Below are 21,247 nucleotides of genomic sequence, written 5' to 3' on the forward strand. Positions count from 1 at the left end.
GCCCTGACTGCGGGGGGTGGCGGTTTACAGCCCAGGCCTTGCTTGATATGGTCCGCGCGCCTTTATGAAGGTATGAAGACGCCCCGCCGTCGCCCACGTCCCACTTAAACGAGCGCCCCCATGAAGCTCATCGCCGGCAATAGCAATCATCCGCTTGCCGAGGCCATCTCGGCCTGCCTGAATGTTCCGCTGACGAAGGCCAGCATCCGGCGCTTCAGCGATATGGAAGTCTTCGTGGAAATCCTGGAGAACGTCCGCGGCGAGGACGTGTTCGTCATCCAGTCCACCTCTTACCCCGCCAATGACAACCTGATGGAACTGCTGGTCACCATCGACGCGCTGCGTCGTGGTTCGGCCCGGCGCATCACGGCGGTGCTGCCCTACTACGGCTACGCCCGCCAGGACCGCAAGACCGGTCCTCGCACCCCGATCTCGGCCAAGCTGGTCGCCAACCTGATCACCACCGCCGGTGCCAACCGGGTGCTGACCATGGATTTGCACGCCGGCCAGATTCAGGGCTTCTTCGACATCCCCACCGACAACCTGGTGGCCGCCCCGGTGTTCGTGCAGGACATTGAGGCCACCATGGGCCGCCAGAACCTGATGATCGTCTCGCCGGACGTCGGTGGTGTGGTGCGCGCCCGCGCCATCGCCAACCGCCTGGACGCCGACCTGGCCATCATCGACAAGCGGCGTGAGCGCGCCGGCGTGTCGGAAGTGATGAACGTCATCGGCGACGTCAGCGGCCGTGACTGCATCCTGGTCGACGACATCGTCGACAGCGCCGGCACCTTGTGCAACGCCGCCGTCGCCCTGAAGGAGCGGGGCGCCAAGTCCGTCCGCGCCTACGTCACCCATGGCGTGCTGTCCGGCGGCGCCGTGGCCCGCGTCGCCCAGTCCCCGCTGGAAGCGTTGATCACCACCGACAGCATCCAGGCGACCGAGGCCGTGCGCGTGTCGCGCAACGTCCGTCACCTGACCGTCGCCCCCCTGATCGCCGAGGCCATTGAGCGCATCAGCAACGAGCGGTCGGTTTCCTCGCTGTTCGACTGACCCGTCGCCGTAGCCGGCGACCGTGCCAAGCACGCAAGAAGGCGGCCTCATGGCCGCCTTCTTGACTCAGTGGCTTGACTCCGGGCCGGCGCGCGCATACACCCGCGCATTCCGACCGCGCTCAGCACCCCTGGAGGCTGGCGCATTGATGTAAGGAGTTAACCCATGACCCAGATTATTGCGTTCGCCGCCGAGGCGCGGAACGGGGCAGGCAAGGGGACCGCCCGTCAGACCCGCCGCGATGGCCGCATCCCTGCCGTGATCTACGGCAACAAGGAAAAGCCTGTGGCGATCTCGCTCGAGGCCGTCCATTTCACCCGCGTGCTGCACAAGCCGGGCTTCTTCACGCACCTCTACGACATCACCGTCGACGGCGTGACCACCCGCACCCTGCCGCGCGACGTCCAGTTCGACCCGGTGACCGACCGTCCCCTGCACGTCGACTTCCTGCGCGTCAGCGACACCACCGAGATCATCGTGAAGGTCCCGGTGGAGTTCACGGGCCACGACGCCAGCCCCGGCCTGAAGCGTGGCGGCGTGCTGAACATCGTCCGCCACGAGGTGGAGATGCACGTCCGCGCCAATGACATTCCCGAGCACCTGACGGTCGCCCTGGATGGCTTTGACGTGGGTGACTCCATCCACATCAGCGCCGTGAAGCTGCCGGAAGGCACCAGCCTGGTCGTCACCGACCGCGACTTCACCGTCGCCACCATCGCCGCTCCCTCGGGCCTGAAGTCCGAAGAGAACGCGGCGGCGGCTGCCGAGGCCTGATAGACGATGCGGCTGGTGGTCGGTCTGGGCAACCCTGGCCCGGAATATGCGCACCACCGGCACAACGTCGGCTTCATGGCGGTGGACGAACTCGCCCACCGCCATCGGTTCGGCCCCTGGAAGAAACGCTTCCAGGGGCTGATCACCGAGGGGCAGATCGGCCCCGAAAAAGTCTACCTCCTGAAACCGCAGACTTTCATGAACCTGTCCGGCCAGTCGGTCGGGGAGGCGATGCGGTTTTACAAGATGACGCCCGACCAGGTCATCGTCCTGCATGACGAACTGGACCTGCCGCCGGGCAAGCTGCGCGCCAAGAAGGGCGGCGGCCATGGCGGCCACAACGGCCTGCGCTCCATCGACGACCATATCGGCAAGGACTATTGGCGCGTGCGCCTCGGCATCGGCCATCCGGGGGACAAGAACCTGGTGCATGGCTGGGTGCTGTCCAACTTCGCCAAGGCCGATCAGACCTGGCTGGTCCCCTTCCTGGACGCCGTCGTCGCCGATTTCAGCCTGATGACCGATGGCGAGGCGGAGAAATTCCAGAGTCGCATCGCCCTGGTGACGCAGCCGCCCAAGCCGGCGAAGCAAGCCGCGCCCAAGTCATCCCCGGGCGAGCCCCGCTAAGCTTCCCCGTCAACGTCCCCGTCAACGACATGGATCAAGTGAAGCCGCCGTGCACCGGCGTGGCTGCCGTGAGCACCCCCGCGTTGACTTGACGGCCATGGCCCCGGAAAGTCCTCCGATGGATCGGGGGCATGACACGACGCACCGCACATAACCGGCTGGACCGGGCGCGCCGCGACAGCGGCCGGCGCCTGATCGCCTGGCTGACGCTGGCGCTGCTGGCTATCGACGTGATGGCCGCCGGCGTGCTGCCCCTGCGTGTGCAGGCGGAGCCCGCCGACCCCGACAGCGCCTACATCCTCTGTGGCCCGGCGTCGCCGGCCAGTGGACAGAGAAGCGGCGACGCGTCCCGCCATGGGGCCGGCGGCCATGCCCAGCCGTTTTGCGCCTATTGCCTGCCTTTCCTGCATGGCGGCATGGCCCTGCCGTCCCCGGTGTTCCTGCCCCTGCCCCAGCTTGCGGGCCGGTTAGATCTGGCCGGCGCCGTCAGCCCGGTCGAGACCACCCCCTACCGCCAGTCCGCCTATCCCCGGGGCCCGCCGGCCCGGGCCTGACCTCCCCCCATCGACCCCGCTTCCACCATCCCTCGACCGAGGGACGGACCAGCGCGGGCCTTCCCAGTCGCGGCCCTTACCGGGTCCCGCGCGCGGCGGAGCATGTCCGGACGCCCCCCATGATTGGGCGCGCCGCCGGGATGTTGCCGGCTGCCGGGGCCCGGAGTCCGCCGCCCTTTTCGGATCGGCTTCACGAATGTCATTCATCGTTTCCAGCGCCCCCGCCAGGCGCCCTGCTCCGTCGCGCCGCCCCCGCGCCTCCGCCCCTTTGATCCGGGTATCGGCCCTGGCCCTGATGGCCGGTGCCCTGCCGTGGCTGCCGGCCTCCGCAGCGGCTCAGCAGACCACGACCGAAGGAAAACCCCCCGCCGTCGCCCTGCCCGCCATCGACGTGGATACGGAGTTCGCGGCCGGCGGCATGTCCGTCCCGTCCGTCGATGGCCACCTCAGCAGCCAGGCCATCGCCGACCGCCGAACAGCCACCCCCGATACCGCCGCCCTGCTCTCCGGCCTGCCCGGCGTCTCCCTTTATGGGGCCGGCGGCATCTCCAGCCTGCCGGTCCTCCGGGGCTTGGCGGACGACCGGGTGCTGACCCTGGTCAACAATGTGCCGGTGGCCGCGTCCTGCCCCAACCACATGAACCCGGCCCTGTCCTACATCGCCCCCGGCGACGTGGGCGCCATCGACGTTCTGGCGGGGGTGACACCCGTCAGCCGGGGCGGCGACAATATCGGCGGCACCATCGCCGTCACCACGCCAGAGCCGCAATTCGCCGGCGAGGGGCAAGGCATGGCCGTGCATGGCGACGTGTCCACGGCCTTTCGCAGCGTGAACAACGGCACGACCGTGGGCGGCCACCTGTCCGCCGCGACCGACCGCTATGTCGTCGGCTATGCCGGGTCCTGGAGCCGGGGCGACGACTACGCCCGCGGCGGTGACGGCAAGGACGTCAACTCCACCCTTTTCGAAACCCAAAGCCACACGCTCAGCCTGGCGGCCCGAGTGGGCGAGGACGGCGTGCTGGAGGTGCGCGGCGGCGTGCAGTACACGCCCTATGAGGGCTTCGCCAATCAGCGCATGGACATGACCGACAACCGCGGTACCTCGGTCGACGCGCACTACAAGGCCGGCTTCGCCTGGGGCAGCCTGGATGCCACCGCCTATTGGCAGCACGTGCGCCACGCCATGAACTTCCTGGAAGATAAGGGCGGTTCGGATGGCGGCGGCATGCCCATGAACACCCGGTCCAACGCCGAAGGCTACACCGTGAAGGCCGACATTCCGCTCAGCGCCGCAGACACGCTGCGGGTGGGTAGCGAGTTCCACCACTACGCCCTGGACGACTGGTGGCCGCCGGTGGGGGGCATGATGGCCATGATGATGGGCCCCAACACCTTCCACACCATCAACGGCGGCACACGCGACCGTCTGGGCACCTTCGTGGAATGGGAACGGACCTGGGGTGGCGGCTGGAGCACCCTGGCCGGCCTGCGCAACGACACGGTATGGACGGATACCGGCACCGTGTCGGGGTACAACGCCAGCTATGCCGCCAACGCCGCCGCCTTCAACGCCCGCGACCGTGCCCGCACGGACGCGAATGTCGATGCCACGGCCGAGCTGCGCTACGCCATCGACGACCAGGCGACGGTCGATTTGGGCTATGCCCGCAAAAGCCGGTCGCCCAACCTGTATGAGCGCTATGCCTGGTCCACGGGCAACATGGCCAGCAGCATGATCACCTGGAATGGCGACGGGAACTACTACGTCGGCAATCCGGACCTGAAGCCCGAAGTCGCCAACACGGTCAGCGCCTCCTTCAGCTGGCATGCGGCACCCACGGCCGATGGCGCGGCGGCGCCCCCGGCCTGGGAAGTCCGCCTGACCCCCCATTACAGCTATATCGAGGATTATATCAGCCAGCGCCTGCTGGCCCCGGTGGTGTCCAACGGCGTTCCCTTCGCCAAGGTCATGTTCGCCAACCGCGACGCCCGCACCTATGGGGTGGACTTGTCCGGTCAGGCCACTGTCTGGCGTGACGTCCGGTATGGCGCCGTCGGCCTCAGCGGCGTGCTGGGCTGGGTCCGGGGCCAGACGGTGTCGGACGAGGATGGCCTCTACCACATGATGCCCCTGAACGGCCGCATCGCCGTGGACCACACGCTGGGCGGCTGGCACGGGACGGTGGAGGTGCAGATGGTCGACGCCAAGACGCAGGTCGACCGCCTGCTGCGGGAGCCCACCACGCCCGGCTACACCCTGGTGAACCTGCGCGGTAGTTACACCTGGGGAGATGTGCGGGTGGACTTCGCCATCGAGAACCTGATGGACAAGGCCTATGCCCTGCCGTTGGGCGGCATCGACTATGGCGACTGGCGGGCCGCCAACTACACCACACCCCTGGGTTCGGTGCCTGGCCCGGGACGGTCGTTCAATGCCGGCCTGACCGTCAAGTTCTGACGGCGACGGTCCTGATATGAGGCAGAAGACCGCCCCGTCCCGAATGTCGCCCGGCATCACGGCCGGCTTTCGTCCGGCCGCCTATGGCCGGGCGGTGCATCCGCGCGCCGGGGCGGTCTTCGCCGCCGTTATCGCCCTGGCCATCCAAGCCGTCCTGGTGACCTGGATGGCCGGGCTGTCGGCTCCGCCGGCCGCAGCCCGCGCGCAGGGCGAAACCGTGGTGGTGGCCCGGTTGCTGCCCCCGCCGCCGCGGGTGGTGGACACCCCCCCGGTCCAGCCCCGGCACCAACCGCCACCGCCCCCTGCCCGGCAGCGGAGCACCGCACCCGTCACGAGCCAGCCGGCCCCTGCCCCGCCAGTCGTGACGGCCATCCTTCCCGTCCCCGAGGCACCGCCACCCGAAACCGGGACCGACGCCGCACCGCCCCCCACACCGATGCGGCACACCCCCGATCCACCGCCGCCGGATGTGCTTGAGGCCTATACCCGCGTGGTGTGGCAGGCGCTGGCCCGCCACCGGCCCGCCCATGTCGCGGCGGCCGGCACGGTGGTGCTGTCCATCTCGGTGGCCGCCGACGGCCAGGTGCGCGACGCCGCGATCCTGACATCCAGCGGCAGCGGCGTGCTGGACGCCATCGCATTGCGCGCCGTCAGCCAAGCGGCCCCCCTGCCGGCACCGCCGGAGGCGCTGCTGACGGACGGGCGGTTCAGCTTCACGGTGCCGTTCCGCTTCCGCTAATAGGGGCAAATGGGGGAGGACCGCCGAAAGGGGCGGTCAGGCCATGATGTCCAGCAGGCGCTTGCTGTTGTCGTCCACCGTCTGGGCAACCTTGGTCAGGGCCTTGAAGGTCAGGGCGTCGCTGCTGAGGCTGACCACATCGGTGGGGTTGATGTCGCCGCCCTTGGACGCCGCGATCGCCGTGGCGTCCCGATCCACCCGCGCGCTGCTGCTTTGCAGGCCGGCGGCCACGGTGGCGTAGGGATTGGGGGCGGTGATGCTGGTCATGGCTTACATATAGCATCGCCGCCGGCCTTGGCACAGGGGGCGGTTCTCAGCCCTGCGGCGGCACCACCAGCACGGTGACGGCGGGCACCGGGCTGTTGGACAATTGCAGCTGATAAGTGCCGGCGGCCAGGCCGAAATCCACCACCTTGTGGATGCCGGAGCAGTTGGGGCCGTGCTTGTGGCTGGTGGACTCCACCGCCGTCCCATTCGCCACCACGTCGACCCAGGCCCCCGTGTCCAGCGCGATACGATAGGGGCCGGCGGCGGGCACGGTGAAGGACACGATGCCGGCATAGGTCGACTCAGCCGCGGGTTTGGGTGGCGTGGTGGCCAGGGTGACGCCCGACTTGGGCGCCAGTGTCACCCGTACCGGCGTGCCGGGGGTCAGGGCCGGGGCGGCGGCGGACGCGGTCGCGGCCGTCACCGGCACGGTGGTAAGGCCCCAGGCCTTGAGGTCGGCCGGCCATTCCACCGCGACGCCCTTGCATGACGGGTCGGCCCTTTGGACAGCACCCTGGGCCCAGGCGGGACCCGCCAGGGCCATCATCATCATCCCTATCACCATTCCCTGTCCCTGCCGCATGACCGGTTCCTTCCCTGGCATAGCGCTGTATTTATCCTGATATAGCGCCTGTGTTTCCTGACCTGACAGGGAAATCGCGCGCGGTGCGGCGACGGCAAGCTGGGTGCCCACAAAAATCGGTCGCGCGGCAGCCCTACACTTGCCCCAATTACAACCCTTAGTAAGGATGGCGCCTATGGGGGCGTCGTCTGATCGGATGGGGATATCTTGAAAGCCCAGATATGGATGGGGGTGACGCTGGCCGCCCTGGTCACGATGTGCGCCGATGCGGCTGGCGCCCAGACCGACGAAGCCGCGCCAGTCCAACAAACGTTTCCAAGCCCCGCAACGGAAGGGGCGATCCAGGAAATCGTGGTCGCGGACCAGAACGACTTCGCCGGCATCAAGTACCGCCGAGTAGCCAAGGTGCTGAAAGAATTGGATGAGCTGGGCGCCGCCAGCGGACACCATCTACGCCTGCTGGTCCACCTGGAGCGGCGGAAAGGCAAGACCGGTCCTGATCCCATCCAGGAATGGGCGGTGCACGATGGCAAGGAAGAAGCCATCGAGACGGCGGGTGACGGCTATTTCTACCTGCCCTTCCGCCAGGATTGGGTGGATGCCGACGCCAAGATCGTCAGCAATCAACCCAAGGGCAGCATGCGGGCGGACCTGGTGCTGGAAGTGATGGTGCGGGACGGGCAGCCCATCCCCTACGCCGAGATGCGACAGGGCGCCAAGCTGTTGGATCGCGCCATCGAACGGTTGGTGGGCCCCGTCCTGGGCTTCGTCATCCCGGGCATAGACCAGTTCAGCTTCCAGTGCGGTCCCAAGGACCATTGCCGGCTGGAGGCCGCGCTGGAAGGGGAACCGGCGTTGGAGCACGACGACAACGGCGCGCCCCTGCTGGACTTCAACAGCCGGCTGGAGCGCCGAAACCCCAGCCTGCGCCTGACCGCCAGCACCGACAATGAAGCCATTCCCGCCCACATCTACGCGCTGCCGGTGGCACACCTGTTTTGAGCCCTTATCCCGGCAGCCCGCGAAGATACGTCGCAGGCCGCGCCCCATGCGTAGGAATCTCAACGCCTGGTAAGCTTACGTCTGGCGACGGGACGTGACGGCATCCAGCGGCAGGGGGCATCTTGGAACGCAGGGTATATCGGTCAAAGGCGGGTTGGCGAGCGCTGGCGGCGATAGTGGCCTTGATCCACACCAGCGCAGCGGGGGCACAGGAGGTAGAGACATCGCCACAGGCGCAGGCTGAACCGGTGCCGGAGATGGTGGTGACCTCGCGCGAACAGTTCGGTCGGGTGACCTACCGGGGCCTATCCGACTTTCTAAAGGTCATGGATCAGGTGGGGAGTTCAGGCCACCACCTGCGCCTGGCTTTCAAAATCCAGTACAAAGGGGGGAGCATCGAATCGGAACCCGTCCAGATGTGGGCGGACTATGATGGCAAGGAGGATGAGATCGAATCCACCGCCGACGGCATTTTCCTCATTCCTTACCGCGCCGACTGGGAAGCGGCCGACGCGAAGCTGGTCACCAGCCCACACTCGGGCACCCTGGAGGCCGTCTTCTTGCTGGAGGTGACGACCGACCCTGGCCAGACCATTCCCTATGCCGAGTTGCGAGAGGGCGCCAAGCTGGTGGGCCGGGCCATCAGGGAATTCGTGCGGCCAGCCAAGGGCTTCTCGACGCCGGACATCGATGAATTGGATTTCCTGTGCGGGCCGCTGGAGCATTGCCAAGTCAGCGCCAGCATCGACGGCGGCGACGCGCTGAACCGAAACGAGCGGGTCAGGCCAGTCCTGAAATTCAGCAGCAAGCTGGACCGGCGCAACCCGGTCGTGCGCATTGCCGCCACGGCAGAAGATGGCACCCCTGGGCGCATTTACGCTCTACCCCTATTTTAAGGTAGGGGTGGGGCTGGCGAAACCACCAGCCCCCACATCAGGCCCCGCACCGTCAGGCGGCGCGCACGCGGCTGATGAAGCTGCCCACCTCCGTCCGCAGGATGTCGGAGCTGCGGCCCAGGCCGCTGGCCGCGGCCAGCACCTGGGAGGCGGCCTGTCCGGCCTCCGCCGATGCCACGGTGACGCCGGCGATGCTGCGTGACACATCCTGCGTGCCATGGGCCGCCTGGTCGACGTTGCGGGCGATCTCCTGCGTCGCGGCGCTCTGTTCCTCGACCGCCGAGGCGATGGCGCTGGAGATTTGGCTCAGTTCATCGATCACCGCGCCGATGCCCTCGATGGCGCCCACGGCCTGCCGGGTGGAGGCCTGGACCTCCGCGATCTGGGCCACGATCTCGTCGGTGGCCTTGGCGGTCTGGGTCGCCAGGGTCTTGACCTCCCCCGCCACGACGGCGAAGCCCCGGCCGGCCTCACCCGCCCGCGCCGCCTCGATGGTGGCGTTGAGGGCCAGCAGGTTGGTCTGGCTGGCGATGTTGCTGATCAGCTCGATGACCCGGCCGATACGCTCGGCGTTGGAGGCCAGGCCGCGCACCATCTCGTTGGCCAACCGCGCCCGCTCCACGGCGCTGCAGGACACCTCGCTGGAATGGCCGACGCGCTGGCTGATCTCCCCGATGGAGGAGGAGAGCTGCTCCGCCGCCGAGGACACGGTCTGGACATTGGCCGTGGTCTGGTCGGCCGCCGCCGCCACGGTGGTGGCCTGCCGGTTGGTTTCCTCGGCGATGGAGGACATGGCGGTGGCGGTGGACGACAGTTGCTCCGCCGCGGAGGAGACCGCCTGGACCACGCCGGCCACCTTGGCGTCGAACAGGTCCGCCAACTCATCCATGGCCTTCTTCTTCTCCGCTGCGGCGCGCTGCTCCTGCTCCTTCGCGGCGGCCTCCATCTCGCGGTTGCGCAGGATATTGGTCTTGAAGACCTGCATGGTCTCCGCCACCGCGCCCAGTTCATCCTTGCGGCCCAGGCCGAAGACGGTGAAGCCCACGTCGCCGGCGGCAAGGCGCTGCAGGCAATCCACCATGGCGCCGATGGGGCGGGCGACACCGACATGGCCGATGCCCATGCCCAAGGCCACCCCTACCAGGGTCCCGGCGATCGTCCCGATCAGCATGATGCGCTTGGCATCGTCGGCCATGGCCAGGCCGCGCCGCGCCATGTCGGTGCCCGCCTGGTCGTAATGGTCCGCCAGCGCGCGCACCCGCTGTTGCAACTGGTCAACCAGGGCCCGGCCTTCCTTGACCGACGCGATCACGGCCATCTGGTCCACGGTGGGGGCCACGCCGCCCTGGGTGCGCGCCTTCGCCATCGTCGCCTCCAGGTTGCCCACCAAGGCGCCATAACCCTCGGCCACGGTCCTCAGCATTTCCTGTTCCTGGGGATCGGCACCGGACCGCAGGTCATTCAGGCTGCGCTCGAACAGCGCGCGGTTCTCGGCCACCGACTTTTCCACCGTCGCCATCGACTCCTGCGACGCATCCATGCCCATGCGGTATTGGGAGCGGTTGAGCGCGATCAGGGTCTGGTTCATGCGGGCGGCGCGCAGCGCCTGGCCATCCGCATCGTCAATATCCTGCCCGGCCGCGCCCAGGGTGACGGCGCTGTGGTATCCGGTGTAGCCCACATAAATCAGGATGGAGGACAACAACCCAACGATTATCAATATCTTGTAGACGATCGGAATATTTTTTAAGGACATCTAACCCTCCTGAGGTAACACCTGCGGCCGGCGCGCAGATGATCAGGTGAATTCTCTGTCCCCCCTCACTTAATAATCTATTAAAGGAATGGAACACCCATCAATTCATCAGAAGATTGATCCATATCAGGCGTTCATTCAGCGTTAATGTTGCTTTTTATTTATTGACGCTGGCATTTATTTGAGACCCCAATTCTGAGGCGGGACGGGCGGTCCCGCCTCAGCAAACCAGAAATCAGAAACCGTTGTTCTTGGCGACCTTGGCGTACCACAGGCCACTGTCCTTGATCGTCCGCTTCTGATCGTTCTTGTAATCGACATAGACCAGGCCGAAGCGCTGGGTATAGCCCTGGGCCCATTCGAAATTGTCCATGAGGCTCCAGGCATGGTAGGCGCGCACGGGCGCCCCGTCCTGGATTGCGCGGGACAGGGCGGCGAAATAGGCCTTCATGTACTCGATGCGCTGAGTGTCCTTCACCCGGCCATTGACCAGCGGCGTGTTGTAGGACGCGCCGCTTTCCGTGATCTCGATGGGGCGGTTGCCGATGGCCTTGGCCATGCGCACCAGCGTGTCGTGGAAGCCGTCGGGGTCGATGTCCCAGCCGATGTCGGTCTTGGCGTGCGGCCCCTCGCCCCATTCGTGCGCGGTGTTCAGGCCGGGGATGCCATTGCCTTCGGGCTTATCCGCCACCACCCAGCGGGTGTAGTAGTTCAGGCCCACCATGTCGTAATCGGCGCGCATGGTTTTCTCGTCGCCCGGCTGGAAGCCCAGCAGGGCGTCGCGCTGGTCCGCCGGCAGCACATCGGGGTAGGTGCCGTCCAGCACCGGCTGCAGGAACCACAGGTTCAGGAAGCGGTGGTAGCGCTCGGCCGCGGCCTTGTCGGCCTCGCTGTCCGTGCGCGGCACCATGTTGGCCACGTCGCAAACGCTGCCGACCTGGAACTTGGGGTTGATGGCCTTCAGGGCGCGGAAGGCCTTGCCCTGGCTGAGGTTCACCACATGGGTGGCCTTCAGCATCTGCAGCGGGTCCTTGTGGCCAGGGGCGAAGATGCCTTCCCAATAGCCCAGATGGGTGAAGGTCTTGGGCTCGTTCAGGATGGCCCAGTGGGTGATGCGGTCGCCCAGCGCGCGGCCGACGATGTCGGCATACTCCGCCAGCCGGTCGGCGGTGTCGCGGTTGGTCCAGCCGCCGGCGTCGTCCAGGGCCTGCGGCAGATCCCAATGGTACAGCGTGACCAGGGGGCGGGCGCCCGTCTCCAGCACCGCGTCGGTCAGGCGTTTGTAATAATCCAGGCCCGCCTGATTCACCGCCCCCTTGCCCAGCGGCTGCACCCGCGACCAGGCGATGGAATAGCGGTAGCTCTTCAGGTTCATCTGCCGAATGAGGGCCGCGTCCTCCTTGTACTTGTGATAGCTGTCGCAGGCCACGTCACCGGTCGCGTTCTCCTTGATGTGGCCCGGCTGGTGGGTGAACGTGTCCCAGATGGACGGCCCCTTGCCGTCGGCGTTCCACCCGCCCTCGACCTGATAGGCGGCGGTGGCGGCCCCCCACAGGAAATCCTTCGGAAACACGACTTGGCCCGCCGGCATGGCCGCCAGCGCGGACCGCCAGGCTGCGGTCGTTCCCCCTAGGGCGCCAATACCGGCCAGGGCGGCCGTGCCCTGCAACAGGGCGCGACGATTCATCATGCTCATTACACTCCGCTTCTTGGTAGCGCCTCATCCCCACGGAGCCCCCGCCGCGAACGCTCATCCCGCGGCAAGATCCGGTATCGGCTGTACGGCAAGGCCAGGGCGCGCGCCGGCATGCGCAATTCCGCCGGATGACCCGGACTGAAAACGGTGCCAGCATTGGTTTTTGTCATGCCCTTCCTCCCTGAAGGACTTTTACCCAATGCGGACAACGCTGTCACACGTCATGTGACCGCTACCGCGCGGGATTTTCGCCCACGACCCGGCATTATCCGATTGATTTATATTTCACACTTTTGTGATGGTGATTTATTCGGAGATGCATGGCACCGTTGTGAAAGAGGCGCCTGCACTCCCCAGCGTGAAGGTTGTACACGCTCCGGGGCTTATGCATTAATCTCACGTCTCGAATTTGGGGAAAGGCCGCTCATGACCCGACCGGGTTCGTCTCACGTCGACTTATCCCTTTCGGGCGGGTCCCTTCTAAGCGGGGACGCCTCGTGACGGCCGTGGCATCGGGCACAACCGCCCGGCCGGCCAAGCGGGGCTGGTCCTTCCTGGCACCCACCATCCTGCCCGGCTTCGGCACGGCTTTCGGCTTCACCCTGGCCTATCTCTGCCTGATCGTCCTGATCCCTCTGGGCCACATGGCGCTGCGGGCGGCGGACGTGGGCTGGGATCGGTTCTGGGCCATCACCCTGGCCCCCCGGGTGCTGCACGCCTTCTATGTCAGCTTCGGCTGCGCCCTGGCGGCGGCGCTAATCAACGCGGTGTTCGGCCTGGTCGTCGCCTGGGTGCTGGTGCGCTACCGCTTTCCCGGCCGGCGCCTGATCGACGCCATGGTCGACCTGCCCTTCGCCCTGCCGACCTCCGTCGCCGGCATCGCGCTGACCGCCATCTATGCCCCCAACGGCTGGATCGGCGCCCTGGCCAAGGCCGCCGGCTTCAAGATCGCCTTCACCCCCATCGGCATCGTCATCGCCCTGGTGTTCGTCGGCCTGCCCTTCATCGTGCGCACGGTGGAGCCGGTGCTGCAGGATTTGGATGCCGAGGTGGAGGAGGCCGCCGCCTCCCTGGGCGCCACCCGCTGGCAGACCTTCATCAAGGTACTGCTGCCCGCCATCCTGCCGGCGCTAATCACCGGCGTGGCCCTGGCCTTCGCCCGCGGTGTGGGCGAATACGGCTCCGTCATCTTCATCGCCGGCAACATCCCGGCGGTGTCCGAGATCGTGCCCCTGCTGATCGTCGCCCGGCTGGAGCAATATGACTATGCCGGCGCCACCGTCATCGCCACGGCCATGATGGGGGTTTCCTTCCTCATGCTGCTGGGCATCAATTTCCTGCAGCGCTGGACCCGGTCGCGCCATGCCCGCTGATCCGCATTCCCGCCGCCCGGCCGTGGGCGAAGGCCCGCTGACGCGCTTGGCGCTCATCGGCCTGGCCATCCTGTTCCTGGCGGCCTTCCTGGCCCTGCCGCTCGCGGCGGTGTTCAGCCAGGCCCTGGCCAAGGGCTTCGGCGCCTTCCTCAAGGGCCTGGCCAACCCCGACGCCCTGTCCGCCATCCAGCTGACCCTGACGGTGGCCGCCATCGCCGTGCCGCTGAACCTGGTGTTCGGCGTGGCCGCCAGCTGGGCCATCGCCAAGTTCAATTTCCGGGGCAAGAGCCTGCTGCTGGCCCTGATCGACCTGCCCTTCTCCGTCTCGCCCGTCATTTCCGGCCTGGTCTACGTGCTGCTGTTTGGCCTGCACGGCACCTTCGGCCCCTGGCTGCGCGACCATGGGGTGCAGATCATTTTCGCCGTGCCGGGCGTGGTCATGGCCACCGTCTTCGTCACCTTTCCCTTCGTGGCGCGCGAACTGATCCCCCTGATGCAGGAACAGGGGGTGGAGGATGAGGAAGCGGCCATCGTGCTGGGCGCCAGCGGCTGGCAGACCTTCCGCCTGGTGACCCTGCCCAACATCCGCTGGGGCCTGCTGTACGGCGTGCTGTTGTGCAACGCCCGCGCGATGGGGGAGTTTGGGGCGGTGTCCGTCGTTTCCGGGCACATCCGGGGCAAAACCAACACCATGCCCCTGCATGTCGAGATTCTGTACAACGAATACAACTTCGTGGCCGCCTTCGCGGTGGCCTCGCTGCTGGCGCTACTGGCGCTGGTCACCCTGGCGGCCAAGGCGATCCTGGAATGGCGCTTCGCCGACCAGATCGCCGCCGCCAAGCGCTGAGGCCAAACAGGTGAAGAAAGCGGCGACAATGACGATCAAGCAAACGGGCGGCGCGCATGGCCATTGAAATCCGCAATGTAGAAAAGACCTTCGGCGCTTTCACCGCCTTGGGTGGCGTCAGCCTGGACGTGCGCTCGGGTGAGCTGCTGGCCTTGCTGGGGCCCAGCGGCTCCGGCAAGACCACCCTGCTGCGCATCATCGCCGGGCTGGACCATGCCGACGCCGGCGAGGTGAGCTTCGACGGGCAGGACACCCGCGACCGCGCCGCGCGCGATCGCAAGGTGGGCTTCGTCTTCCAGCACTACGCCCTGTTCCGGCACATGACCGTCTTCGACAACGTGGCCTTCGGCCTGCGCGTCAAGAAGAAGGCGGAACGGCCGGCGGAGATGGACATCCGCCGCCGGGTGGGCCAGCTGCTGGAGATGGTGCAGTTGTCGCACCTGGCCAGCCGCTACCCCAGCCAGTTGTCCGGCGGCCAGCGTCAGCGCGTGGCCCTGGCCCGCGCGCTGGCCATCGAGCCCAAGGTGTTGCTGCTGGATGAACCCTTCGGCGCGCTGGACGCCAAGGTGCGCAAGGATTTGCGCAAGTGGCTGCGCCACCTGCACGACGATATGCACATCACCTCCATCTTCGTGACCCATGACCAGGAGGAGGCGCTGGAGCTGGCGGACCGCGTGGTCGTCATGAACCATGGCCAGATCATCCAGGTGGGCACCCCGGCGGAGGTGTACGACACCCCGGCCGACAGCTTCGTCTTCGACTTCCTGGGCGGGGTGAATCGGCTGAACGGCGTCATCGAGGGGGGCGTCGCCCGGCTGGACGGCAAGGCTGTGCGGGTGGATGGCGAGGTGGGCGCCAACGGCCCGGCCGTCATCTATGTCCGGCCCCACCAGGTGGAACTGGACGTGGCGCCCGGCGACGGCGTGCCCGAGGGCAAGTGGAGCGCGCGGGTCAGCAGCCTGCACGCCGCCGGCCCCGTGGCCCGGCTGGAGCTGGATCTGGCCGGCCGCGCGCTGGAAGCGCAGCTGTCCCGCGACCGGCTGAGCGATCTGGCGCTGGACGTCGGCAGCTGGTGTACTGTGGACTTCCGTCACGCCCGGGTGTTCCCCGCCAAAAGCTAGGGGCGCCCAAAGCTGGTGGGTGAAGGTGTGACGGCGTAACGGATATCAGGGCGTGCGAATCATGGACGGGCAGACGGTCGACCTCACGGCGGTGATGCGGGACATCGGGCAGCGGGCGCGCGCCGCCAGCGCCCAGTTGGCCGTGACCACGCCGGAGCAGCGCGTCGCCGGGCTGCGCGCCGCCGCCGCCGCCCTGCGCGCCGACGCCGTCCTCATTCTGGACGCCAACGCCCGCGACATGGCGGCCGGCCAGGCCAAGGGCCTAACCCCCGCCCTGCTGGACCGCCTGCGCCTGGACGAGGGCCGGTTGGAAGCCATCGCCAAGGGGCTGGAGGACGTGGCCGACCTGCCCGATCCCCTTGGTGCGGTCATGGCCGACTGGACCAGGCCCAACGGCCTGCGTATCCAGCGGGTGCGGGTGCCCCTGGGAGTCATCGGCATCATCTATGAAAGCCGGCCCAACGTGACGGCGGATGCCGGCGGCCTGTGCGTCAAATCCGGCAACGCCGCCATCCTGCGCGGCGGATCGGAAAGCCTGCATTCCTCCAGCACCATCGTGGACGCCATGCGCCGGGGCCTGGTGGAAGGCGGCCTGCCCGCCGACGCCGTGCAGCTGGTGCCCACTACCGACCGCGCCGCCGTGGGCATCCTGCTGACCATGACCGATTTCGTCGACGTCATCATCCCCCGGGGCGGCAAGTCCCTGACGGCGCGGGTGGCGGCGGAATCGCGCGTACCGGTCATCAAGCATCTGGACGGCATCTGCCACGTCTACCTGGACAAGGCGGCCGATCCGGCCAAGGGCCGCGCCATCGCCCTCAACGCCAAGATGCGCCGCACCGGCATTTGCGGCGCCATGGAGACGCTGCTGGTCCACCGCGACGTGGCGGCGGCCCAGCTGCCCGCCCTGATCGAGGATCTGGTCGCCGCCGGGTGCGAGGTGCGGGGCGACGCCACGGTGCAGTCCCTGGACGGCCGCGTCCTGCCCGCCGACGACGCCGACTGGGATACGGAATACCTGGACGCCATCCTGTCGGTGAAGGTGGTGGACGGCGTGGACGACGCCATCGCGCATATCGAGCGCCACGGCAGCCACCATACCGACAGCATCGTGACGGAGGATGCGGCCACGGCGGAATATTTCCTGGCCCGGGTGGACAGCGGCATCGTGCTGTGGAACGCCTCCACCCAGTTCGCCGATGGCGGGGAGTTCGGCTTCGGCGCGGAAATCGGCATTTCCACCGGCAAGCTGCACGCCCGTGGCCCCGTGGGCGCGGAGCAGCTGACCAGCTACAAGTACGTCGTGCGCGGCGACGGCCAGACGCGCCCATAAGCGACCGGTCGGCGTTCCCCCCATGTCAACCTCCCCCCACGGCCGCTATTGGATTCGACCGCGGCCGCTGACCGGTGCCAGTTGGGCCGGCCGGCGCATCGGCATCCTGGGCGGGTCCTTCAACCCCGCCCATGCCGGCCACCGCCATGTCAGCCAATGGATGCTGCGCCGCCTGCAGCTGGACCAGGTGTGGTGGCTGGTCAGCCCGCAGAACCCGCTGAAGCAGACCCGCGGCATGGCCACGCTGGACGCCCGGCTGGATGCCGCCCGCGCCGCCGCCCGTGATCCGCGCATCCTGGTGACGGACCTGGAGACGCAGCTGGGCACCCGCTACACCGTGGACACGCTGGAGGCCCTGCGCCGCCGCTATCCCCGCACCCGCTTCGTCTGGATCATGGGCGCCGACAACCTGTTGCAGATTCCGCGCTGGCGGGGGTGGACGCGCATTCTGGGCCGCATGCCCGTTGCCGTGTTTCCGCGCCGCCCCTATTCCCTAAAGGCGCTTGTCGGCCAGGCCGCGCGGCGGTATTCCCGCAGCAGGGTTCCGCCACGGGACGCGGGTGGGCTGCCGGCACGGCCGGCGCCGGCCTGGACCTTTCTGGACGGGCCGCTGCACCCCGCCTCCTCCACCGAGATCCGGCGGAAGGGGTGGTGGGCCGGCCGATGACCGGGAAACCAACCGCCGGGGCTAACCCCGTGGGCAAGACGCCACCGTTCGGCTTGCCCACGGACATCAACGGATTATCATCAGGGTGCGGGCCGGTCCTCCGGTCCTGAGCGCCCTTTTTTGCTTAGAGGTAACGATCATTTCCACCATCGCCCATTTCCCGACGCCGACCGCTGGGCGGACGGCGCCCCAGCCGCTTCCGGACATGGCGGCCCCCGACTTCCCCGAGCAGCTGCGCGACCTGATCGTCGCCAGCGTGGAGGATGACAAGGCCGAAGGCACCGTGGTGCTCGACCTCAAGGGCAAGTCCACCCTGGCCGACTACATCGTCATCACCTCCGGCCGCTCCGCCCGCCAGGTGGACGCCATGGCCGGCCATCTGCTGTCCAAGCTCAAGGAGGTCGGGCTGGTCGGCCTGGACGCCGAAGGCACGCCTCAGTGCGACTGGGTGCTGATCGATGCCGGTGACGTGCTGGTCCACCTGTTCCGTCCCGAGGTCCGTGCCTTCTACAACCTGGAAAAGATGTGGGGCGTGGAACTGCCGCCCGACTTCGCCGGGTTCGGTGCGCCGGCCGGCGACTTTTTGTCTGTTTGATCGTGATCGAACGGTAGCGGGATCGGGCCCATGCGCGTTTGGCTGATCGCCGTCGGCCGCAGCCGGCCGGGCCCTGCCCGCGACCTGTTCGAAGAGTACAAGGGCCGCATCACCTGGCCCTTCACCTTGCGTGAGGTGGAGTGCCGCAAGCGGGTGGAGGGGGATGAGCTGAAGCGGCTGGAGGCCCAGCTGCTGCTGGAAGCCATCCCTCCCGGCGCCACCCTGGTGGCCCTGGACGAACGCGGCAAGGCCCTGCCCAGCGAGGCGTTCGCCCGCCAGGTCGGCACCTGGCGCGACGGCGGCTTGGCCGACCTGGCCTTCATCATCGGCGGCGCCGATGGCCTGGCTGAGGAGGTCCGCCGCCGCGCCTCCCTGCTCATCGCCTTCGGCCCCATGACCTGGCCGCATATGATGGTGCGCGGCATGCTGGCCGAACAGCTTTATCGCGCCCAGCAAATCCTCGCGGGACATCCCTACCACCGGGTGTAAGGGCCACACGCTTGCGGTGCGTCAATGCCCGCGGCGGGGCATCCTGCCAGTCTTCGCCCACCCAGAGCCCATGAGGGCAGCCGGAGGGGGAGGGGACCCATGGCCGTGCTGATCGCCTATTATTCGCTGACCGGCACGACGCGCGCCGTGGTGCAGGAATTGGCCCGGCATCTGCATGCCGATATCGAGGAAATCCGCTGCGACCGGTACACCGTCAGCTTCCTGGGCTGGTGGCGCGCCGCGATGGACAGCCGCCGGCGCCGGCTGGTCGAGATCGCCCCCGCCGTCCATGCCGTGCGCGACTATGACCTGGTGATCCTGGCCGGCCCGATCTGGGCCTGGCAGCCCTGCCCGCCCTTGCGCGCCTATGTCCAGCGCGAGCGGGCGGAGCTGCCGGACACCGCCCTGCTGCTGACCCATGGCGGGTCCGCCGGCCCACAGTCGCTGGACGCGCTGGGGGCCTGGGTGGGAAAGCCGCCCAAGGCGCGGCTGACCATCACCGCCGCCGAAATGAAGAGCGGCATCTACATCGAGACGGTGGCCCATTTCGCCCAGACCGTGAGTCCCGCCCCAATACCGGTGGCCCCAGTACCGGTGGCCCCGGCGCCGGTGCCCCAAGCCCTTGCGGTGGATCAATGCGCCGGCTGAACGATTAGGGCCGACTGGGCGGGTCGTCACCCACCCAGGACCGCCTTGATGGACCCCACCACCCTGCTCAGCCGCCTGGCGGTTTCCTTGGCGATCGGCCTGCTGGTGGGGTTGGAACGGGGGTGGCACAGCCGCAGCGGCCAGGAATACCAGCGCGCGGTGGGACTGCGCACCTTCGCCCTGTCGGGCCTGCTGGGCGGTGTGGCCGGCGCCCTGGCGGGGGCGCAGCAGCCCTACATCCTGGGCCTGGTGTTCCTGGGCTATGCCGCCGCCTTCACCGCCTTCCACTGGCTGGAGGCCAGGGCCGACACCGACCGCAACCCGGAGCGTGATCTCAGCATCACCTCGGTGGTGGCGGGGCTGGTGACCTTCCTGCTGGGCGCTCTGGCCATCCTGGCGGACGTGCGCGTCGCCATCGCCGCCGGCGTGGCCATGACCGGCCTGCTGGCGCTGCGCGACCCCCTGCACCGCTGGGTGGCGACGCTGAGTGGTGATGAGGTCCGGGCCATCCTGACCTTACTGGCCATGTCTTTCCTGCTGCTGCCCGTCCTGCCCAACCATCCGGTGGACCCATGGGGGGCCTTGAACCCACATTCCATCTGGCTGCTGGCGGTCATGGTCGCCGCCATCTCCTTCGGCGGCTATGTCGCCGTCCGCGCCCTGGGTGACCGGCTGGGGGTGTTGATGGCGGCGCTGGCCGGCGGCCTGGCCTCCTCCACCGCCACGACGCTGACCCTGGCGCGGCTGGGCCGGGTGCATCCCACCTCATCCCGCCTGCTGGGGGCGGGGGTGCTGCTGGCCGGGGCCGTCATGATGGTCCGGGTGGGGGTGCTGGCCATGGTGCTGAACCCCGACCTGCTGGGCCTGCTGGCGCCGCCGCTGGCCTGCGCCGCGCTGGGCCAGGTGGGCGGTGCCGCCGTGCTGATCATCCGCAACCGCCATTACCATGTGCCCAAGCTGAACATCGCCAACCCGCTGGAGGTGGGCATGGCATTGAAGATGGCTGCCTTCATCGCGGCGGTGGCCCTCGCCAGCCAGTTGCTGGCGCAGTCCTTGGGCGCCCCCGGCGTGCTGGTCATGGCCGCCCTGTCGGGCGTGGCCGACGTGGACGCCGTCACCCTGTCCATGGCCCATCTGGGCGGCCACGGCCTGACCCTGAAGGTCGCCATGGAGGGCGTGCTGATCGTCACCGCCGTGAACACCGTGACCAAGGCCGCCATGGCCGCCTGGGTGGGCGGCACCCGCCTGGGCCTGGTGGTGGGCGGGGTCAGCGCCCTGGCCCTGGGCGCCGGGGCGTTGGCCGTCGGGTGGTGAGGACGGGGTGACCGCTAGACCCCCTGCCTGGACAAGGGCCCTGACGGATGCCATGTTTCGAGGACCTAAGTGCCCTTTTAGGGACGAAAGCGATGACCGTACTGCCCTTCGATCACCTGACTGCCGAGGAGCGCCTGACGCTCATCGATGAGTTATGGGACAGCCTGGACCAGCGGAACATTCCCCTGACGGACGCACAGAAGGCCGAACTGGACCGGCGGCTGGCGACGGCAGATGAGGATATGAAGCACGGCATTCCAGCCGACGAGCTTTTGGCGGAACTGCGTCGACGCCACGCCTGATGCTGACCGTCATCTTCTCGCCTTTGGCTGCCGAAGATATCCGCACAGCAACGATCTGGTACCGCCACGAATATCCACCAGCGGAGCCTTGCTTCACTGAAGAATTGGCCTCACCGTCCACGCGCTTGGCCCAGGCCCCCCGCCAATTCC

22 protein-coding genes are annotated in these 21,247 nt (G+C 67.8%); 18 read left to right on the forward strand and 4 right to left on the reverse strand.

Annotation, left to right across the window (positions count from 1 at the left end; all coding sequences use genetic code 11):
• Window positions 1–120: 120 nt before the first annotated feature.
• The 6 genes from UCD39_RS17070 to UCD39_RS17095 all read left to right on the forward strand — a co-directional run bounded on the left by UCD39_RS17070 (window position 121) and on the right by UCD39_RS17095 (window position 6,208).
• The gene (locus UCD39_RS17070) at window positions 121–1,053 is read left to right on the forward strand and encodes a ribose-phosphate pyrophosphokinase (protein ID WP_330497100.1); all 933 of its coding nucleotides are present in this window, start codon (window positions 121–123) and stop codon (window positions 1,051–1,053) included.
• Between the two features lie 165 nt (window positions 1,054–1,218).
• Window positions 1,219–1,827 (forward strand): 50S ribosomal protein L25/general stress protein Ctc, encoded by a 609-nt coding sequence (locus UCD39_RS17075; protein WP_322481948.1) that lies wholly within the window; start codon window positions 1,219–1,221, stop codon window positions 1,825–1,827.
• A gap of 6 nt (window positions 1,828–1,833) precedes the next feature.
• Complete coding sequence (pth, locus tag UCD39_RS17080; RefSeq protein WP_330497101.1) at window positions 1,834–2,454, forward strand: aminoacyl-tRNA hydrolase; 621 nt, start codon at window positions 1,834–1,836, stop codon at window positions 2,452–2,454.
• Between the two features lie 131 nt (window positions 2,455–2,585).
• Window positions 2,586–3,008 carry a DUF2946 family protein gene (locus UCD39_RS17085; protein WP_330497102.1) on the forward strand — a complete coding sequence of 141 codons (423 nt, stop codon included), beginning with the start codon at window positions 2,586–2,588 and terminating at the stop codon, window positions 3,006–3,008.
• A 196-nt stretch (window positions 3,009–3,204) separates the two neighbouring features.
• Complete coding sequence (locus UCD39_RS17090; RefSeq protein WP_330497103.1) at window positions 3,205–5,469, forward strand: TonB-dependent receptor; 2,265 nt, start codon at window positions 3,205–3,207, stop codon at window positions 5,467–5,469.
• 16 nt (window positions 5,470–5,485) lie between these two features.
• Window positions 5,486–6,208, forward strand: a complete 723-nt coding sequence (locus UCD39_RS17095; RefSeq protein WP_330497104.1) for a TonB family protein — start codon at window positions 5,486–5,488, stop codon at window positions 6,206–6,208.
• Window positions 6,209–6,244: 36 nt separating this feature from the next.
• On the opposite strand, the gene UCD39_RS17100 is transcribed toward UCD39_RS17095, so the two are convergent.
• On the reverse strand, window positions 6,245–6,475 hold the full coding sequence (locus UCD39_RS17100) for a hypothetical protein (protein WP_145735589.1): 231 nt from the start codon (window positions 6,473–6,475) through the stop codon (window positions 6,245–6,247).
• 46 nt (window positions 6,476–6,521) lie between these two features.
• On the reverse strand, window positions 6,522–7,028 hold the full coding sequence (locus UCD39_RS17105; RefSeq protein ID WP_330497105.1) for a hypothetical protein: 507 nt from the start codon (window positions 7,026–7,028) through the stop codon (window positions 6,522–6,524).
• Window positions 7,029–7,409: 381 nt separating this feature from the next.
• Here UCD39_RS17105 and UCD39_RS17110 point away from each other — a divergent pair, with 381 nt between their 5' ends.
• Complete coding sequence (locus UCD39_RS17110; protein ID WP_330497106.1) at window positions 7,410–8,060, forward strand: hypothetical protein; 651 nt, start codon at window positions 7,410–7,412, stop codon at window positions 8,058–8,060.
• Between the two features lie 182 nt (window positions 8,061–8,242).
• A complete protein-coding gene (locus UCD39_RS17115; protein WP_330497107.1) occupies window positions 8,243–8,956 on the forward strand; it encodes a hypothetical protein in 714 nt (237 codons plus the stop codon).
• Window positions 8,957–9,008: 52 nt separating this feature from the next.
• Here UCD39_RS17115 and UCD39_RS17120 read toward each other — a convergent pair whose 3' ends face one another.
• Window positions 9,009–10,712: a methyl-accepting chemotaxis protein gene (locus tag UCD39_RS17120; protein ID WP_330497108.1), complete on the reverse strand. Its 1,704-nt coding sequence runs from the start codon at window positions 10,710–10,712 to the stop codon at window positions 9,009–9,011.
• A 235-nt stretch (window positions 10,713–10,947) separates the two neighbouring features.
• Window positions 10,948–12,402 (reverse strand): GH1 family beta-glucosidase, encoded by a 1,455-nt coding sequence (locus tag UCD39_RS17125; protein ID WP_330497109.1) that lies wholly within the window; start codon window positions 12,400–12,402, stop codon window positions 10,948–10,950.
• A 512-nt stretch (window positions 12,403–12,914) separates the two neighbouring features.
• Between UCD39_RS17125 and cysT the strand changes: the two genes are divergently transcribed.
• The 10 genes from cysT to UCD39_RS17175 all read left to right on the forward strand — a co-directional run bounded on the left by cysT (window position 12,915) and on the right by UCD39_RS17175 (window position 21,097).
• Window positions 12,915–13,781, forward strand: coding sequence for a sulfate ABC transporter permease subunit CysT (gene cysT, locus UCD39_RS17130; protein ID WP_442943702.1), 867 nt, complete (start codon window positions 12,915–12,917; stop codon window positions 13,779–13,781).
• Window positions 13,771–14,628, forward strand: coding sequence for a sulfate ABC transporter permease subunit CysW (cysW, locus tag UCD39_RS17135; protein WP_330497110.1), 858 nt, complete (start codon window positions 13,771–13,773; stop codon window positions 14,626–14,628). Before cysT ends, cysW begins: the two co-directional genes overlap by 11 nt.
• Before the next feature lie 56 nt (window positions 14,629–14,684).
• Window positions 14,685–15,749 carry a sulfate/molybdate ABC transporter ATP-binding protein gene (locus UCD39_RS17140; RefSeq protein WP_330497111.1) on the forward strand — a complete coding sequence of 355 codons (1,065 nt, stop codon included), beginning with the start codon at window positions 14,685–14,687 and terminating at the stop codon, window positions 15,747–15,749.
• Window positions 15,750–15,810: 61 nt separating this feature from the next.
• Window positions 15,811–17,082 (forward strand): glutamate-5-semialdehyde dehydrogenase, encoded by a 1,272-nt coding sequence (locus UCD39_RS17145; protein WP_330497112.1) that lies wholly within the window; start codon window positions 15,811–15,813, stop codon window positions 17,080–17,082.
• A gap of 22 nt (window positions 17,083–17,104) precedes the next feature.
• Window positions 17,105–17,749 (forward strand): nicotinate-nucleotide adenylyltransferase, encoded by a 645-nt coding sequence (locus tag UCD39_RS17150; protein ID WP_330497113.1) that lies wholly within the window; start codon window positions 17,105–17,107, stop codon window positions 17,747–17,749.
• 205 nt (window positions 17,750–17,954) lie between these two features.
• The gene (rsfS, locus tag UCD39_RS17155; RefSeq protein WP_145613308.1) at window positions 17,955–18,344 is read left to right on the forward strand and encodes a ribosome silencing factor; all 390 of its coding nucleotides are present in this window, start codon (window positions 17,955–17,957) and stop codon (window positions 18,342–18,344) included.
• 30 nt (window positions 18,345–18,374) lie between these two features.
• Window positions 18,375–18,833: a 23S rRNA (pseudouridine(1915)-N(3))-methyltransferase RlmH gene (rlmH, locus tag UCD39_RS17160; RefSeq protein ID WP_330497114.1), complete on the forward strand. Its 459-nt coding sequence runs from the start codon at window positions 18,375–18,377 to the stop codon at window positions 18,831–18,833.
• Between the two features lie 99 nt (window positions 18,834–18,932).
• Window positions 18,933–19,481 (forward strand): flavodoxin family protein, encoded by a 549-nt coding sequence (locus UCD39_RS17165; RefSeq protein ID WP_330497115.1) that lies wholly within the window; start codon window positions 18,933–18,935, stop codon window positions 19,479–19,481.
• Window positions 19,482–19,529: 48 nt separating this feature from the next.
• Entirely contained in the window at window positions 19,530–20,795 is a 1,266-nt protein-coding gene (locus UCD39_RS17170; protein WP_330497116.1) for an MgtC/SapB family protein, read from the forward strand.
• A 92-nt stretch (window positions 20,796–20,887) separates the two neighbouring features.
• Window positions 20,888–21,097 (forward strand): addiction module protein, encoded by a 210-nt coding sequence (locus UCD39_RS17175; protein ID WP_330497117.1) that lies wholly within the window; start codon window positions 20,888–20,890, stop codon window positions 21,095–21,097.
• Window positions 21,098–21,247 lie beyond the last annotated feature (150 nt).

Origin of the sequence: Nitrospirillum karajorum, from assembly GCF_036348415.1 — a bacterium.
In the GTDB taxonomy this organism is placed as follows: Bacteria; Pseudomonadota; Alphaproteobacteria; order Azospirillales; family Azospirillaceae; genus Nitrospirillum; species Nitrospirillum amazonense_B.